Origin of the sequence: Streptomyces sp. NPDC013187 (genome assembly GCF_042899705.1) — a bacterium.
Lineage (GTDB): Bacteria > Actinomycetota > Actinomycetes > Streptomycetales > Streptomycetaceae > Streptomyces > Streptomyces hawaiiensis_A.
Genome location: NZ_JBIBAF010000025.1, coordinates 70,317 through 84,817, shown reverse-complemented (window position 1 = coordinate 84,817; position 14,501 = coordinate 70,317). Strand labels below are relative to the sequence as shown.

The window sequence follows — 14,501 nt, the reverse complement described above, 5'->3', positions numbered from 1 at the left end:
CTGTCGCGGGGGGGGGGGGGGTGGCGTGGCGGGGCGGCGCCCCGCGGGGGGCCCCCCGATTTTTTGGGGGGGCGGGGGGGGGGGGGGGGTTGGGTGGGGGGGGGGGGGGGGGCGGGGGGGGGCCCCCCCCCCCCCCCCCCCGGTCAATCACCTGAGGGATACTCAGGAGCTAGTCGCCGATCACGAGTTGACCTGCGTCGTGACCAGGTTGGAGAAGGTGGTCAGCCGGGTGTAGACACCCGGGTAACCGGCCTGGGCGCAGCCTTCGCCCCAGGAAGTGATGCCTGCCAGGACACCCCCGATGAGCAGGGGGCCGCCGCTGTCGCCCTGGCAGGTGTCCACGCCGCCGGAGGTGTATCCGGCGCACACCATGTCGCTCTTCACGAAGTCGGAGCCGTAGGAGCTCCCACAACTGGAGTCGGACACGGTCGGTACGGTCGCGGTGCGCAGCTGGTTGGAGCTGCTGCCGTTCGAGGCGGTGGTGCCCCAGCCGAGGATGCGGGCGGTGGTGCCGGCCGCGTACACCGAGGTCTGGGAGGCGGAGACGTACTTCGCCGTGGTGTACGGCATCGACGTCGACAGCGTCAGCACGGCCACGTCGTCGCCGTTGGTGGTGTCGGTGTAGCTCGGGTGGATCCATATCTTGCTGACTCTGCTGACCGTGCCGTTGGTTCCGTTGAGGTAGGTGCGGCCACCGACGACGCGCACACTGCTCGTGGTCTCACCGACCATGCAGTGCGCGGCGGTGACGACCTTCGTGGGCGAGACCAGCGTGCCGCCGCAGAACTGGTTCTGCGAGGCGTCCGTGATCTGCATGACGAACGGGTACGCGGACGTCGTGGTGGTGGTACCCCCGACGATCGGCTGGGGTGCGGCGACGGCCGTGGGGGCGGCGAGCAGCGCGGTCGTGGCGGCGGCGGCGGTCGCCGCGACGACGGCGGCGGCCTTCTTGGCAGCGTTGAGCCCGAACATGGGTCTCCTTGGGGAGTTGCCGGTGGGGGGTCGCGCGGGTGGTCGTGAACGGGGACCCTGACGCCTTTGTTCGGATCTCCGTGTGCCCGGCGAGCGGCACGCCCCAAAGCTAGAGCCAGGACGAGGAGGCTCCCAATGAGGGAACCCCCTAAGGGAGTTGGGCAGGGATAACCCTCGGTCCGGCGCCGTAAACCCAGGTCGGGTCAGGTCGTGCGACGGCCCGCGGCCAGCCGGACGATGTCCACCCGGGAGCGGATCCCGAGCTTGCGGTAGACCCGGGTGAGGGTCGCCTCGACGGTCTTGACGCTGATGAACAGGCGGGCCGCGATCTCCCGGTTGGTAGCGCCCTCCATCACCAGCGAGGCGACCTGACGCTCCATCGCGGCCAGGCCCTCCAACGCGTCCAGGGCGACGGGCGGCGCGGCCGAGGCCGGTTCCACCGCCGTGGGGCCGGCCGTGGCGGCGGCGTCGACCTGCCGCAGCCAGGGCAGCGCGCGGCAGCGCCGGAACAGCCGCGCGGCCTCGTCGTACGACACCGGTCCCGGCAGGGGCCTGGCGCCGGCGCGGGGGGAGGCGGCGGCCTGGGCGCGCAGGCGGGCCAGCGCGAAGGCGGCCCGGGCCTCCTCCAGGCCGTACCCGAGCCGGCCGAGCCGGTCCTGCACGGACGTCAACCGGACGACGGCGGCCTCGTGTTCGCCGCGTGCCGCCCGCACCAGGGCCTCGGCCCGGTCAAGGACGGCCAGCACGCTCTGCCGGCCCAGCCGCAGGGCGTGCGCCCTGGTCGTGTCGATGACGTCCTGGGCCTCGCCCGGCTCGCCGATGCGGACCAGGGCCTCGGCGAGGTCGCCGTGCCAGCGCCCGCGCCCGGGGTCGTTGATGCCGAGACCCTGCTCCAGCTCCCGCACCCGGCGCAGCGACCGGACGGTGGCGGCCGGGTCGCCGGCCACCAACTGGGCGTAGCCCAGCGCCGCCAGGGCCCGCGACAGGTACATCTGGTCGCCGTCGACCTCGGCGTGGTCCGCCGCCTCGCGGGCGAGGGCCAGGGCCCGGTCGACGTCCCCGGCCGAGGCCTCCGCGAGGGAGGCGAGCATGGCCGAGGCGCCCTCGCCGATCCCGGAGTCCCGGGCGAGCCGCAGGCTTTCGCGGGCCAGATCCAGGGCCCGGCCGCAGTGTCCGGAACGCAGTTCCGTGTCGGCGAGGAAGCGCAGGAAGTGCACCTCGCTCTCCACCATGCCGCGCCGGCGCACCTCGCGCAGCAGCGCGGTGATGGTCGCCCGCGCCTCGGGCAGCTGGTCGCTCATGATCAGCCAGCGGAACCGGGCCGACCCGGCCCCGTTGTGGTGGCAGGCCACGTAAGGGTCCTGAGGTTCCTTCAGGGCCCGTTTGACGGTCACGGGGGCGTCGGGATGGCCCATCAGGGTCTCGGTCGAGGCCTGGAAGGACAGCGCCATCAGCTCGGTGCGCCGGTCCCCGCCCCGGGCGGCCAGCTCCGCCGCGTGCGCGGCCTCCTGGCGGGCCTCGGCGAAGTCGCCCTCGACGACCAGGCCACGCCAGGCCAGCTGGTAGTGGACCTGGGCGAGGAGGCACGGGTCGTCGCCCGCGTCGGCCAGGACCTGCGGGAAGACGGCGTCGACCTCGCCGAGGGCCTGACCGGCCGCCTCGATGACCACCATCCAGGCCCGGACCCGCTCGGCGGGCACGGTGGCACGCGTCAGTACGTCGCGTGCGATGTCCCGGGCGAGATCGGCCTCGCCGGCGGTGATCGCGTCCTCCGCTGCCAGCAGACGCCGCTCGTCGGGGCCGGGGGTGCTGTCCGCGGGGGTGTGCCGGGCGGACAGCAGCCCGAGCGAGGCGGCCACGGAGGGCGCCCCGCGGTCCCGGGCCAGCGCACCGGCCTCGGCGAGCCGGGCCGCGACGTCCGGGTCGGTTCCGGTGGTCGCCAGGGCCAGGTGCCGGGCCCGCTCGATCGGGTCGGAGGCCGCCGTGGACAGCGCGGCGTGCACGGCCCGCCGCTCCTGAGCCGGGGCCTCCGCGTAGAGCGCGGCCGAGATCAGCGGATGCGCGAACCGCAGGGCCGGCGCCTCGGGGTCCGTGGCCAGCAGCCCCAGGGCCGCCGCCTGGGCCGTCTCGGCCTCGGCGTGCTCCCGTCCGGCCGCGTGCAGCAGCGCCAGGGTGGGACGGGCACCGGCGCTGGCGACGAGGAGGGTGCGGCGCGCCTCGTCGGACAGCATCTCCAGGCGGCTCAGCACCAGAGCCCGCAGCGAGGTGGGCACGGGCAGCGGCTCGCCCGGCCGGGGCCGGGCCGGGCTCTCGGCCAGGGCCCGGCCCAGCTCCAGCGCGAAGAGCGGGTTGCCGCCGCTGGTGCGGTGGATGTCGCGGATCGTGGAGCGGGACAGGGGCGTGTAACCGCGGTGGTCGAGCAGTGCGGAGACCTGCGTACGGGTCAGCGGGCCCAGTCGGACGGCGAGTGTGTCGGGCGGGGAGGCGGGCAGGTGGCGGTCGTACTCCTGGCCCTCGGTCCGCACCGCGCACAGCATCTGCACGGGCGTGTCACCCAGCCGGCGGGCCGCGAAACCGAGCAGTTCCGCACTGGCGGCGTCCAGCCACTGGAGGTCGTCGGCGACCACGAGCACCGGGCCCTTCGCGGCGAGGACGCGCAGCGCCGACAGTACCGCCAGGCGCAGCGCGAGCCCGTCCCGCTGGAGCGTGGACTCGCCGCGGCCGGTGAGCGCCGACTCCAGGGCGGTGCGCTGGGCGCCGGGCAGCGCACCGGACACGTCGTCCAGCACCAGCCCGAACAGGTCGGCCAGCGCCAGGAAGGGCAGGTGGGATTCCGACTCGGTCGCCGAGCACCGCAACACCGTCCGGTCCGCACCGCCGTAATCCGCGGCCAGCGCCCGCAGCACCGTCGACTTTCCAATTCCGGCGGGGCCGTGGAGCAGCACACTGCCCCCTCGGCCGAGCTGCTCACGCGCCGAGGTGAACAGATCCTCCCGGCCGATGACCAGGTCGGGGCGGCTCCTGGGAGGCTCCTGGAAGTCCCGTCGTACGGTCACCGCTCCCCTCCCTGTGTCGTGTCCTGGCCAATATTAGGCAACGGTTCTTTGAATTTCGGAGGGACGACCTCGTGAGGGAAATAACAACACGTGACGGCGGCAGAATTCACCGGACTCCCGAATGCCCCGGAAGACGGGGTCACCGCCCGCGCGCCGGCCTCTCGGCGCAGCGCTCGTGCAGGCGTCACAGAAAACACCGCAAACCTATGGCAACCACCCCGCCCGGCGCGCGGCGACCACGGCTTCGCCGCGGGTGCGGGCCCGCAGCTTCCGCATGGCCGACCGCAGGTACCCCTTGACGGTCTCCGGCGTCACGCCCAGCCGCTCCGCGGCGGCCGCGTTCGTGGCCCCCGCCGCCACGCAGGCCAGCACGTCCACCTCGCGCGGTGCGAGCCGGACCCGCGCCGGCCCGGCGGACTCGGCCGTCAGCAGCGCACACACCTCGTGCACCTCCGCACGCAGCTCCGGGTCCGTGATGCGCGGAGCCAGCGCCCGCAGTGCCGCGTGCGCCTCCCGCACCCTCTCCCACCCCGGGCCCGCTCCGGCCCCGGCGGCGAGCGTGCGGGCCTCGTCCCGGACGGCCAGGGCCCGCTCCACGTCCCGCGCCGCCTCCACGGCCGCGTCCAGCATCCGCCCGCCCAGCGGCAGGGACGTGCGCAGCGCGCCGTACAGCACCCCGCGCACCCGGTGCCGCACCACCACGGGCACGGCCAGCACCGAGCGCAACCCCTCCGCGGCCACCGGGGCGTCGTACTCGTGGCTGATCTGCCGCGACGCCGAGTAGTCCGTAACCACGCACGGCCGGGCCAGCGCCAACGTCTTGCCACCGAGACCGGTGCCCGACGTCACCACCAGCGAGCGCAGGGCGTGCGTCGCCGTGCCGCTGAGTTCGCTGATGCGCATCTGCCGCCCGGCCTCCAGCAGGCCGCCGAAGGCGACGGGAAGGCCGGTGCCCCGCCGCAGACGCAGCAGCGCGTCGCGTATCTCGACCGCGTCGGACGCGTCCGTCGTCACCTGATCCGCCCCTTCGTCACGGCTCCTGTGCGGGCGCACCCCCCGTTCGGGGGTAGTGAGACCTGCATCACGGATTACACGATGGCTCAGAGCCGCCCGGCAATGGTCCGGCACCCAGGAGGACAGATGACATCGGCGACGGAGCTGTTCCGCGACGCGCGGGATTTCCTGCTCGAACACCGCGAGGACTACCCGACCGCCTACGAGGGCTTCCGCTGGCCCCGCCCCGAGTACTTCAACTGGGCGCTCGACTGGTTCGACGAGATCGCCGACGGCAACGCCCGCACCGCCCTGCACCTCGTCGAGGAGGACGGCCGCGAGACCCAGCTGTCCTTCGGGGAGATGTCGGTACGGTCGCACCAGTTCGCCACCTGGCTGCGCGAGCGGGGCGTGCGCGCCGAGGACCGGATCCTCGTCATGCTCGGCAACCAGGCCGAACTGTGGATCACCGCCCTCGCCGCGATGAAACTGCGCGCGGTGGTCATCCCGGCCACCCCGCTGCTCGGCCCCGCCGACCTGCGCGACCGGGTCGAGCGCGGCCGGGTCCGGCACGTCATCACACGTCCCGAGGACACCGCGAAGTTCGCCGAGGTCCCCGGCGACTACACGCGCATCGCCGCGGGCGCCGCGGGCGCGGTGCCGCAGGGCTGGCTGCCGCTGGACGACGCCTACGGCGCCTCGGCCGCCTTCGCCCCCGACGGCCCGACCCGGGCCGACGACCCGCTGATGCTGTACTTCACCTCGGGCACCACCGCCCGGCCCAAACTCGTCGAGCACACCCACACGTCGTACCCGATCGGCCATCTGTCGACCATGTACTGGATCGGCCTGAAACCCGGCGACGTGCACCTGAACATCTCCTCACCCGGCTGGGCCAAGCACGCCTGGTCCAACCTCTTCGCCCCGTGGAACGCCGAGGCGACCGTCTTCCTGCACAACTACACGCGTTTCGACGCCGTTCGTCTCATGACCGAGATGGACCGGGCGGGCGTGACCACCTTCTGCGCCCCGCCGACCGTGTGGCGCATGCTCATCCAGGCCGACCTGACCCAGCTGCGCACCCCGCCGCGCGAGGTCGTCGCGGCCGGTGAGCCGCTCAACCCGGAGGTCATCGAGCAGGTCCGCCGGGCCTGGAACCGCACCATCCGGGACGGCTTCGGCCAGACCGAGACGGCCGTCCAGGTCGCCAACAGCCCCGGCCAGCCGCTCAAGACCGGCTCGATGGGCCGGCCGAGCCCCGGCTACCGCGTCGCACTCCTCGACCCCGTGTCCGGCGCACCGGGCGCGGCGGAGGGCGAGATCGCACTCGACCTGTCCGACCGCCCCGTAGGCCTGATGACCGGCTACCACGGCGACGCGGACCGTACGGCCGAGGCGATGGCAGGCGGCTACTACCGCACCGGAGACGTCGCCTCCAGGGACGACGAGGGGTATCTGACGTACATCGGCCGGAGCGACGACGTCTTCAAGGCCTCCGACTACAAGATCAGCCCGTTCGAGCTGGAGAGCGCGCTGCTGGAGCACGAGGCGGTCGCCGAGGCGGCGGTCGTGCCCGCGCCGGACGAGCTGCGGCTGGCCGTCCCCAAGGCGTACGTCGTGCTGGCCGAGGGCTGGCAGCCGGGCCCCGACACCGCCAAGGTCCTGTTCGAGCACTCCCGTGAGGCGCTGGCCCCCTACAAGCGCATCCGCCGCCTGGAGTTCGCCGACCTGCCCAAGACCGTCTCCGGCAAGATCCGGCGGATCGAGCTGCGTGAGGCCACGGCGGCCGGTTCGGACGCCGAGTACCGCGAGGAGGACTTCCGGTGAGTTCCTACAGCCACGGCACCAGTGGGACGGCGTTGCTCGGCGACACCATCGGCGCCAGCCTGGACCGGGCGGTGGCCCGCTGGCCGGACCGCGAGGCACTGGTCGACGTGCCGTCCGGGCGGCGCTGGACGTACGCCGAGTTCGGTGCGGCGGTCGGCGAACTGGCCTCGGCCCTGCACGCCTCCGGCGTCGCCAAGGGCGACCGGGTGGGCATCTGGGCGGTCAACCGCCCCGAGTGGGTGCTCGTCCAGTACGCCACCGCCCGCATCGGCGCGATCATGGTGAACATCAACCCGGCGTACCGCACCCATGAGGTGGAGTACGTCCTGAAGCAGGCGGGCGTGTCCCTGCTGTTCGCCTCCCTGAGCCACAAGACGAGCGACTACCGGGCGATGGTCGAGCAGGTCCGCGGCGCGCTGCCGGAGTTGCGCGAGGTGGTCTACTTCGGCGACCCGAGCTGGGATGCGCTGCTCGGGCGGGCCACCCCCGACGCGACCTACGACGAACTCTCCTGCGACGACCCGATCAACATCCAGTACACGTCGGGCACGACGGGCTTCCCGAAGGGCGCGACCCTCTCCCACCACAACATCCTCAACAACGGCTACTTCGTGGGCGAGTTGATCGCCTACACCGAGCAGGACAGGATCTGCATCCCGGTGCCCTTCTACCACTGCTTCGGCATGGTGATGGGCAATCTCGCCGCCACCTCGCACGGCGCCTGCATGGTCATCCCCGCCCCGTCCTTCGACCCGAAGGCCACCCTGGAGGCGGTCCAGCAGGAGCGCTGCACGTCCCTCTACGGCGTGCCGACCATGTTCATCGCGGAGCTGAACCTCCCCGACTTCGCCTCCTACGACCTCTCCTCCCTGCGCACCGGCATCATGGCGGGCTCGCCCTGCCCGGTGGAGGTGATGAAGCGGGTCGTCGCCGAGATGCACATGGCGGAGGTCTCCATCTGCTACGGCATGACCGAGACGTCCCCGGTGTCGCTGCAGACCCGGATGGACGACGACCTGGAGCACCGCACCGGCACGGTCGGCCGGGTCCTGCCGCACATCGAGGTCAAGATCGTCGACCCGGCCACGGGCGTCACCCAACCGCGCGGAAGGGCGGGTGAGTTGTGCACCCGCGGCTACAGCGTGATGCTCGGCTACTGGAACGAGCCGGAGAAGACCGCCGAGGCCGTCGACGCGGGCCGCTGGATGCACACCGGGGACCTGGCCGTCATGCGCGAGGACGGTTACGTCGAGATCGTCGGCCGCATCAAGGACATGATCATCCGGGGCGGGGAGAACATCTACCCCCGCGAGATCGAGGAGTTCCTCTACGGCCATCCGAAGATCCAGGACGTCCAGGTCGTCGGCGTCCCGCACGAGCGCTACGGCGAGGAGGTCCTGGCCTGCGTCATCGCGCGCGACCCGGACGACCCGCCCACGCTGGAGGAGCTCCGTGCCTTCTGCGAGGGGCGGTTGGCGCACTACAAGCTCCCGAGCCGGATGCGGATCCTCGACTCCTTCCCGATGACGGTGTCCGGGAAGGTCCGCAAGGTGGAGCTGCGGGAGAGGTTCGCCGGCGGCTGAGGACGCAGCGCGGCCGCTCCGCTCACAGCGGCTTGCGCATGCACACCCGTGACCAGCGGTCCAGGCCCAGTTCGGCTTCCGTCGCGCGGATCGCGCGCAGGCCGGGCGTGAGGTCCGCCTCGGGGAGGGGCCGGAAGCCGAGGCGGGCGTAGTAGGGGGCGTTCCACGGCACCTCCGTGAAGGTGGTCAGCGTCAGGGCCGTCAGGCCCTCCTCGCGGGCGTGGTCGGCGGCGTGGTCCAGCAGGGCGCGGCCCACGCCCCTGCGCGCGGCGCGGGGGTGGACCGAGACCTGCTCGACGTGCAGGGCGCCGTCGACGGGTTCGGCGAGGAGGTAGGCGGCCGGCCGGCCCCGCTCGTCCGCCGCCACCCAGCAGCGGCCCGCCCTGCGGTAGTGCTCCAGGGTGTCGAGTGCGGGTGGTGCGTCGTCCGCGATCTCCGGCATGCCGAGGTCGCGGAAGGGCGCCCCGGCGGCACGTTCGACGTCCTGGAGGGCGGGGAGTTCGGCGGGCGTGGCGGGGCGAATACGCATGCGGTGAGTATGCGGTGCTCGGGGGTGGTCAGGGAGCCGGGTTCTCGGTACCGGTGCCGGTGGTGGCCAGGGCGTCGGCGCGCGCGTTCACCGGCCTCGGCGTGCCGGTGAGGTCGAGGACGAACAAGGCGATGCCCAGGGTGTCGGCGCGGGCCCGGGCGTCGTCCGCGTACCCGGCGAGGGAGAAGTAGAGGCAGTCCGCGGACTCCGTCATGGCCGTCAGCCACAGGCATTCGACGTCCCTGAGGGTCGCCGGGCGTACGGCCGGGTCCACCTGCGCGACGATACCGCGGGCGGCGAGACCGATACCGGAGGGCGGACGCTGGTCCGCCCTGCGTACACCCCGGTAGCCGAGCCAGCGCAGATACAGGGCGGTGGCCGTGACGGCGTCGCGCGCCGTACGGATCGTGACGGAGGGGAAGGGGGGCCGGGCGGCCGGTGCGGTGCGCCGGACCGTCGCCGCCTCCGGGGCCGGCGTGACTTCCGCGAGGGGTGCGTCGTCCCGAGCGGCAGCACTCTCCCCGTCCTCCACCACCGCCACCCGCAGTACCGCTCCGCACGAGCACCCCACCTCCGGGCGCGGCCACTCGCCGCGCCGCCCGCAGGAGCCGCACCGCACCCTCACCCAGTCCTCCTGCCAGACCCGGTGTGAGACGGGCGTCGCCGTACCGTCCCGGTCGAGTCGCGGGGCGACCGGCGCACCGCACGCGCACGGGTACGCCGGTGCGGTGTAGCGGTGCTCGCGGCGGCAGGCCGGGCAGCGCACCGCGACGGTCTCGGCCATGGCCCCTCCATAACCGTGTCGTATCGGGCCGGCGTGCCCATCGTGCTCCCTCGGGCCCCACCCTGTCCGGCGCTTTCCGTCTCTTGACGCCCTTCGCCCGCCCCGCATACATTCATTCCAGATAGTAGAAAACAATTTCCGCAATACGGAAGAGCTCACCGCGGGGCGCGACGGGAGTGCGAATCCGACAGCCGAAGCAGGAGTACTCGATGGCTCGAATGACCGCTGCCCGCGCGGCAGTTGAGATCCTCAAGCGCGAAGGCGTCGCCGACGCGTTCGGTGTCCCCGGCGCGGCGATCAACCCGTTCTACGCGGCGCTCAAAGCCTCGGGCGGCATCGCCCACACCCTCGCCCGGCACGTCGAGGGCGCCTCGCACATGGCCGAGGGCTACACCCGCACCCACCCGGGCAACATCGGCGTCTGCATCGGCACTTCGGGCCCGGCCGGCACCGACATGATCACGGGGCTGTACTCCGCGACCGGCGACTCCATCCCGATCCTGTGCATCACCGGCCAGGCTCCGACCGCCGTGATCCACAAGGAGGACTTCCAGGCCGTCGACATCGCCTCCATCGCCAAGCCGGTCACGAAGATGGCCGTCACCGTGCTGGAGGCCGCGCAGGTCCCGGGCGTCTTCCAGCAGGCCTTCCACCTGATGCGCTCCGGTCGCCCCGGCCCGGTCCTCATCGACCTGCCGATCGACGTGCAGCTGACGGAGATCGAGTTCGACCCGGAGACCTACGAGCCGCTCCCGGTCTACAAGCCCGCCGCGACCCGCGCCCAGATCGAGAAGGCGATCGGGATGCTGAATGCGGCCGAGCGGCCGCTGATCGTCGCGGGCGGCGGCATCATCAACGCCGACGCCGCCGAACTCCTCGTCGAGTTCGCCGAGTTGACCGGAACCCCGGTCGTCCCGACCCTGATGGGCTGGGGCGCCCTGCCCGACGACCACGAGCTGAACGCCGGCATGGTCGGCCTGCAGACCTCGCACCGCTACGGCAACGCGACGTTCCTGGAGTCCGACTTCGTCCTCGGCATCGGCAACCGCTGGGCCAACCGCCACACCGGCAAGCTCGACGTCTACACGGCCGGGCGGACGTTCGTGCACGTCGACATCGAGCCCACCCAGATCGGCAGGATCTTCGCGCCCGACTACGGCATCGCCTCCGACGCCAAGGCCGCCCTGGAGCTGTTCGTCGAGGTCGCCCGCGAGCTGAAGGCGGCCGGTACGCTCCCCGACCGCTCCGCGTGGGCCGAGTCCGCGCAGCAGCGCAAGGCGACCCTCCAGCGCCGTACGCACTTCGACGACATCCCGATCAAGCCGCAGCGCGTCTACGAGGAGATGAACAAGGCCTTCGGCCCGGAGACCCGGTACGTCTCCACGATCGGCCTCTCGCAGATCGCCGGTGCGCAGATGCTGCACGTCTACCGGCCCCGCCACTGGATCAACTGCGGCCAGGCCGGCCCGCTCGGCTGGACCATCCCGGCCGCCCTGGGCGTGGCCAAGGCCGATCCGGAGGCGTCCGTCGTCGCCCTCTCCGGCGACTACGACTTCCAGTTCATGCTGGAGGAGCTGGCCGTCGGCGCGCAGCACAGGATCCCGTACGTCCACGTCCTGGTGAACAACTCCTACCTGGGTCTGATCCGTCAGGCGCAGCGGGCGTTCGAGATCGACTTCCAGGTCAACCTGGAGTTCGAGAACCTCAACTCGCCCGAGCTCGGCGTCTACGGCGTCGACCACGTCAAGGTCGCCGAGGGCCTCGGCTGCAAGGCGATCCGCGTCACCGACCCAGCCGAGCTGGGCGACGCCTTCGAGCAGGCCAAGAAGCTGGCCGCGGAGCACCGGGTCCCGGTCGTCGTCGAGGCGATCCTGGAGCGCGTCACGAACATCTCCATGTCGACGACCAACGACATCGGCAACGTCGTGGAGTTCGAGGAGATCGCCACCGAGCCCGGCCACGCGCCGACGTCGATCCGGACGCTGAAGGTCTGACGCACAGGGGAGCAGAGGGGCGGCCCGTCCATGAGGACGGACCGCCCCTCACACATGTCCCGTGCCGCATGCCCGCAGACGCACGCACGGGGTCAGCTCCCGCCGCCTCCGCCTCCGCCTCCGCAGCCGCCCCCGCCGCCACTGCAGTAGTGGTAACCCCCGCCCCCGCCACCCCGGCCGCGCGGTGAGTTCTTCAGGAGGCTTTTGCCGCCCACCTCGGCCCGGCGGACCAGACCCGCCCGCAGGGCGAAGCGCGGCACCAGCAGCCACAGGGCCGCCTCGCCGTGCAGGGCGACCAGGAGCAGCCGTTCACCGTCGGTCAGGCCCTGCCTGCTCGCCGGCAGGGGATGGACGTCCCGCAGGGCACTGACGTGGCGGCGGGCGGCGCGCGTCGGGCCGAGCAGGGGACAACGCAGCAGGCCCGCCCCCGCGAGCGGGATGCGCATGACTGCCACCGCGAGGCGGATCTCCGGATCCTTCACCAGGCTCTTGGGGGCGGCCGGCTCGCGAAGACAGGCGAGCACCGCGACCGCGAGGGGAGAAGGCGGCTGAACCGCCTCCAGGGCGTCCGCGCCAGCCGCCCGGATCGTCCCCGGCAGGTCCGCCTCCACCAGGCCCCCGCAGATGCAGGTCCACCACGGCGACGGTGACGGCGGCCCACGGGCCTTCCCCCAGCAGTGCGATCTCGTGCGGCTCCAGCCGGACCGCCGTACCGTCGCTCATGGCTTCACCCCCGTACCGGGACCCGCCGCCCCCGTGCCGACGGGCCCCGTGTGACGAGAATGTGCCCGGCCCCAGGGGTGGTTGAAGCCCCCGGGGCCGGGTTCACAGGTTGATGTGAGGGTTCCGTACGGGCTGTACGACCGGTGCCGTAGGCGCGCTCACGCCTCGTGGTGCTCCGACAGCCCCGGCCAGTCGTCCGGCCCGCCGCCCTGCCACTCGACGAGGTCGCTCTCGGCGACGTCGGTGACGTACAGGTCGGCCAGGCGCAGGATCTCGGCGACGTCGTCGGTGTGGGTGGCGACGCCCAGCGGCTCCTCGCCCAGGGTGACCCGGCGCGAGCCGTCCAGAGCAGGGGCGTGGACCACGACATGCGGGTGCTCGGTGGGAGGTGCCATGCCTTCAGGCTGCTGCGAACGGGACGGATCCGCACCCTGGGAACGGCTGGCCGTCCGGCGGCGCGAGGCTGGGCGCGACAGGACGTTCGCGCCGCCGGACGGGGTCGGGGGGAGAGGGGTGGGTGGTGCTGGGACCGCGGCGGGTGCGACGGGCTCCGGGGTGGGCTTCCCTCAGGTCGAGAAGCCGGTCCGGGCCCTTCACCACCGCACTGGCTCGCAGCCGCCGCGGTCCGCGCCCTGACCGTGTCCGTGCCCGGGGGACCACCCCTCATCCGGGTCGCCCCGGGCGGTCGATCACGGTCAGGGGGTTTTCAGTCCTCGCGCAGGGTGCGGACCGCCTCCTCCACGCGCCGCCCGTACTCGGGGCCGGCGGCGTGGAAGTGCGCGAGGTTCTTCTCGATCACGCCGTCGCGAGCGAAACCGCGCGGGTCGCGCACCGCGTCCGCCCCGCCGAGCGAGTCGGCGGCGGTCGAGAAGCGCAGGAACACCTCGGCGCGCTTGCCGACCGCGCCGAGGAAGTCGGCATGGGTGAAGTCCGTGATGTCGTCGGTCACTTCGAAGTGGCCGTACGCGCCCGAGCCGCGGGCGCGTGGAGCCTAGGATCGGGATGAGCGGAGCGTCAACAGTTTGTTGAAGCGAAGGGCGTGGGTGGTTCCGGGCGGCGCAGCCGCTCTGGGCGCGACAGGACAGTTGTCAGCGGCGGCGCCGCCCGGGGATCGGGGACCCTCGGGGGCACGAGGGTCGGGGGAGGGTCAGACCCGGGCGCCGGAGAGTCGCTCCACGGCCCGCAGCAGCGCCGAGTGGTCCAGGCCGCCGTCGCCCTGCGCACGCAGGGACGCGACCAGCTGGGCGACCACGGCGCCGACGGGCAGGGCCGCGCCGACGTTGCGTGCGGCGGCCGTGACGATGCCCATGTCCTTGTGGTGCAGGTCGATCCGGAAGCCCGGCTTGAAGTCGCGGCCGAGGAAGTTGTCCTTCTTGCGGGTCAGCACGGTCGAGCCGGCGAGGCCGCCGCCCAGGACGTCCAGGGCGGCCTTCAGGTCCACGCCGGACTTCTCCAGGAAGACCACGGCCTCGGCGCACGCCTGGATGTTCACGGCGACGATCAGCTGGTTGGCGGCCTTGACGGTCTGACCGGAGCCGTGCGGACCGCACAGCACGATGGTCCTGCCGAGCGCTTCGAGGATCGGCTTCGCGGCGTCGAAGTCGGCCTGTTCGCCGCCGACCATGATGGACAGTACGGCCTCGACGGCACCGGCCTCACCGCCGGACACCGGGGCGTCCAGGACGCGGATGCCCTTGTCCTTCGCCGCCTTCGCCAGGTCGACCGAGGTCTGCGGGGTGATCGAGGACATGTCGATCAGCAGCGCGCCGGACCGCGCGTTCTCCAGGATGCCGTCGGGGCCGTAGGCGATGGCCTCGACCTGCGGGGAGGCCGGGACCATCGTGATGACGACGTCGGCGTCCTTCACGGCCTCGGCGATCGAGCCGGCGGCGGTGCCGCCCGCGGCGGCCAGCCGGTCCAGCTTGTCCTGCTCCAGCGTGAAGCCGGTGACCTGGTAGCCCGCCTTGATCAGGTTCTCGGACATGGGGGAGCCCATGATGCCGAGTCCGATCCAGGCGACCTTGGGGAGTGTGCTCATGA

11 protein-coding genes and 1 pseudogene are annotated in these 14,501 nt (G+C 72.6%); 3 read left to right on the top strand and 9 right to left on the bottom strand.

The features are described from left to right. Positions 1-180: 180 nt before the first annotated feature. The 3 genes from ACFY5B_RS37065 to ACFY5B_RS37055 form a co-directional block, all read right to left on the bottom strand. Positions 181-972, bottom strand: a complete 792-nt coding sequence (locus ACFY5B_RS37065) for a S1 family peptidase (protein ID WP_389978805.1) — start codon at positions 970-972, stop codon at positions 181-183. Between the two features lie 203 nt (positions 973-1,175). Further along, positions 1,176-4,028 (bottom strand): AAA family ATPase, encoded by a 2,853-nt coding sequence (locus tag ACFY5B_RS37060; protein ID WP_389978803.1) that lies wholly within the window; start codon positions 4,026-4,028, stop codon positions 1,176-1,178. A 204-nt stretch (positions 4,029-4,232) separates the two neighbouring features. Further along, the gene (locus ACFY5B_RS37055) at positions 4,233-5,042 is read right to left on the bottom strand and encodes a response regulator transcription factor (RefSeq protein ID WP_389978800.1); all 810 of its coding nucleotides are present in this window, start codon (positions 5,040-5,042) and stop codon (positions 4,233-4,235) included. Between the two features lie 126 nt (positions 5,043-5,168). Here ACFY5B_RS37055 and ACFY5B_RS37050 point away from each other — a divergent pair, with 126 nt between their 5' ends. Beyond that, a complete protein-coding gene (locus ACFY5B_RS37050) occupies positions 5,169-6,848 on the top strand; it encodes an AMP-binding protein (protein WP_389978797.1) in 1,680 nt (559 codons plus the stop codon). Next, positions 6,845-8,431 carry an AMP-binding protein gene (locus ACFY5B_RS37045; protein WP_389978794.1) on the top strand — a complete coding sequence of 529 codons (1,587 nt, stop codon included), beginning with the start codon at positions 6,845-6,847 and terminating at the stop codon, positions 8,429-8,431. The genes ACFY5B_RS37050 and ACFY5B_RS37045 overlap by 4 nt, the downstream gene beginning before the upstream one ends. A 22-nt stretch (positions 8,432-8,453) precedes the next feature. Here ACFY5B_RS37045 and ACFY5B_RS37040 read toward each other — a convergent pair whose 3' ends face one another. Continuing rightward, positions 8,454-8,960 carry a GNAT family N-acetyltransferase gene (locus ACFY5B_RS37040; protein WP_389978791.1) on the bottom strand — a complete coding sequence of 169 codons (507 nt, stop codon included), beginning with the start codon at positions 8,958-8,960 and terminating at the stop codon, positions 8,454-8,456. A 28-nt stretch (positions 8,961-8,988) separates the two neighbouring features. Beyond that, a complete protein-coding gene (locus ACFY5B_RS37035; protein ID WP_389978788.1) occupies positions 8,989-9,744 on the bottom strand; it encodes a hypothetical protein in 756 nt (251 codons plus the stop codon). Positions 9,745-9,953: 209 nt separating this feature from the next. Between ACFY5B_RS37035 and gcl the strand changes: the two genes are divergently transcribed. Continuing rightward, the gene (gene gcl, locus ACFY5B_RS37030) at positions 9,954-11,738 is read left to right on the top strand and encodes a glyoxylate carboligase (RefSeq protein WP_389978785.1); all 1,785 of its coding nucleotides are present in this window, start codon (positions 9,954-9,956) and stop codon (positions 11,736-11,738) included. Positions 11,739-11,830: 92 nt separating this feature from the next. On the opposite strand, the gene ACFY5B_RS37025 is transcribed toward gcl, so the two are convergent. From ACFY5B_RS37025 to ACFY5B_RS37010, 4 genes and pseudogenes are all read right to left on the bottom strand, one after another. Next, positions 11,831-12,349 carry a TIGR04222 domain-containing membrane protein gene (locus tag ACFY5B_RS37025; protein WP_389978782.1) on the bottom strand — a complete coding sequence of 173 codons (519 nt, stop codon included), beginning with the start codon at positions 12,347-12,349 and terminating at the stop codon, positions 11,831-11,833. Between the two features lie 270 nt (positions 12,350-12,619). After that, a complete protein-coding gene (locus ACFY5B_RS37020) occupies positions 12,620-12,856 on the bottom strand; it encodes a hypothetical protein (protein WP_031134159.1) in 237 nt (78 codons plus the stop codon). Between the two features lie 413 nt (positions 12,857-13,269). Beyond that, positions 13,270-13,443: pseudogene (locus tag ACFY5B_RS37015) on the bottom strand (catalase); the annotation flags it as partial. A gap of 165 nt (positions 13,444-13,608) precedes the next feature. Further along, entirely contained in the window at positions 13,609-14,499 is an 891-nt protein-coding gene (locus tag ACFY5B_RS37010) for a 2-hydroxy-3-oxopropionate reductase (RefSeq protein ID WP_389978780.1), read from the bottom strand. Positions 14,500-14,501: the final 2 nt, after the last annotated feature.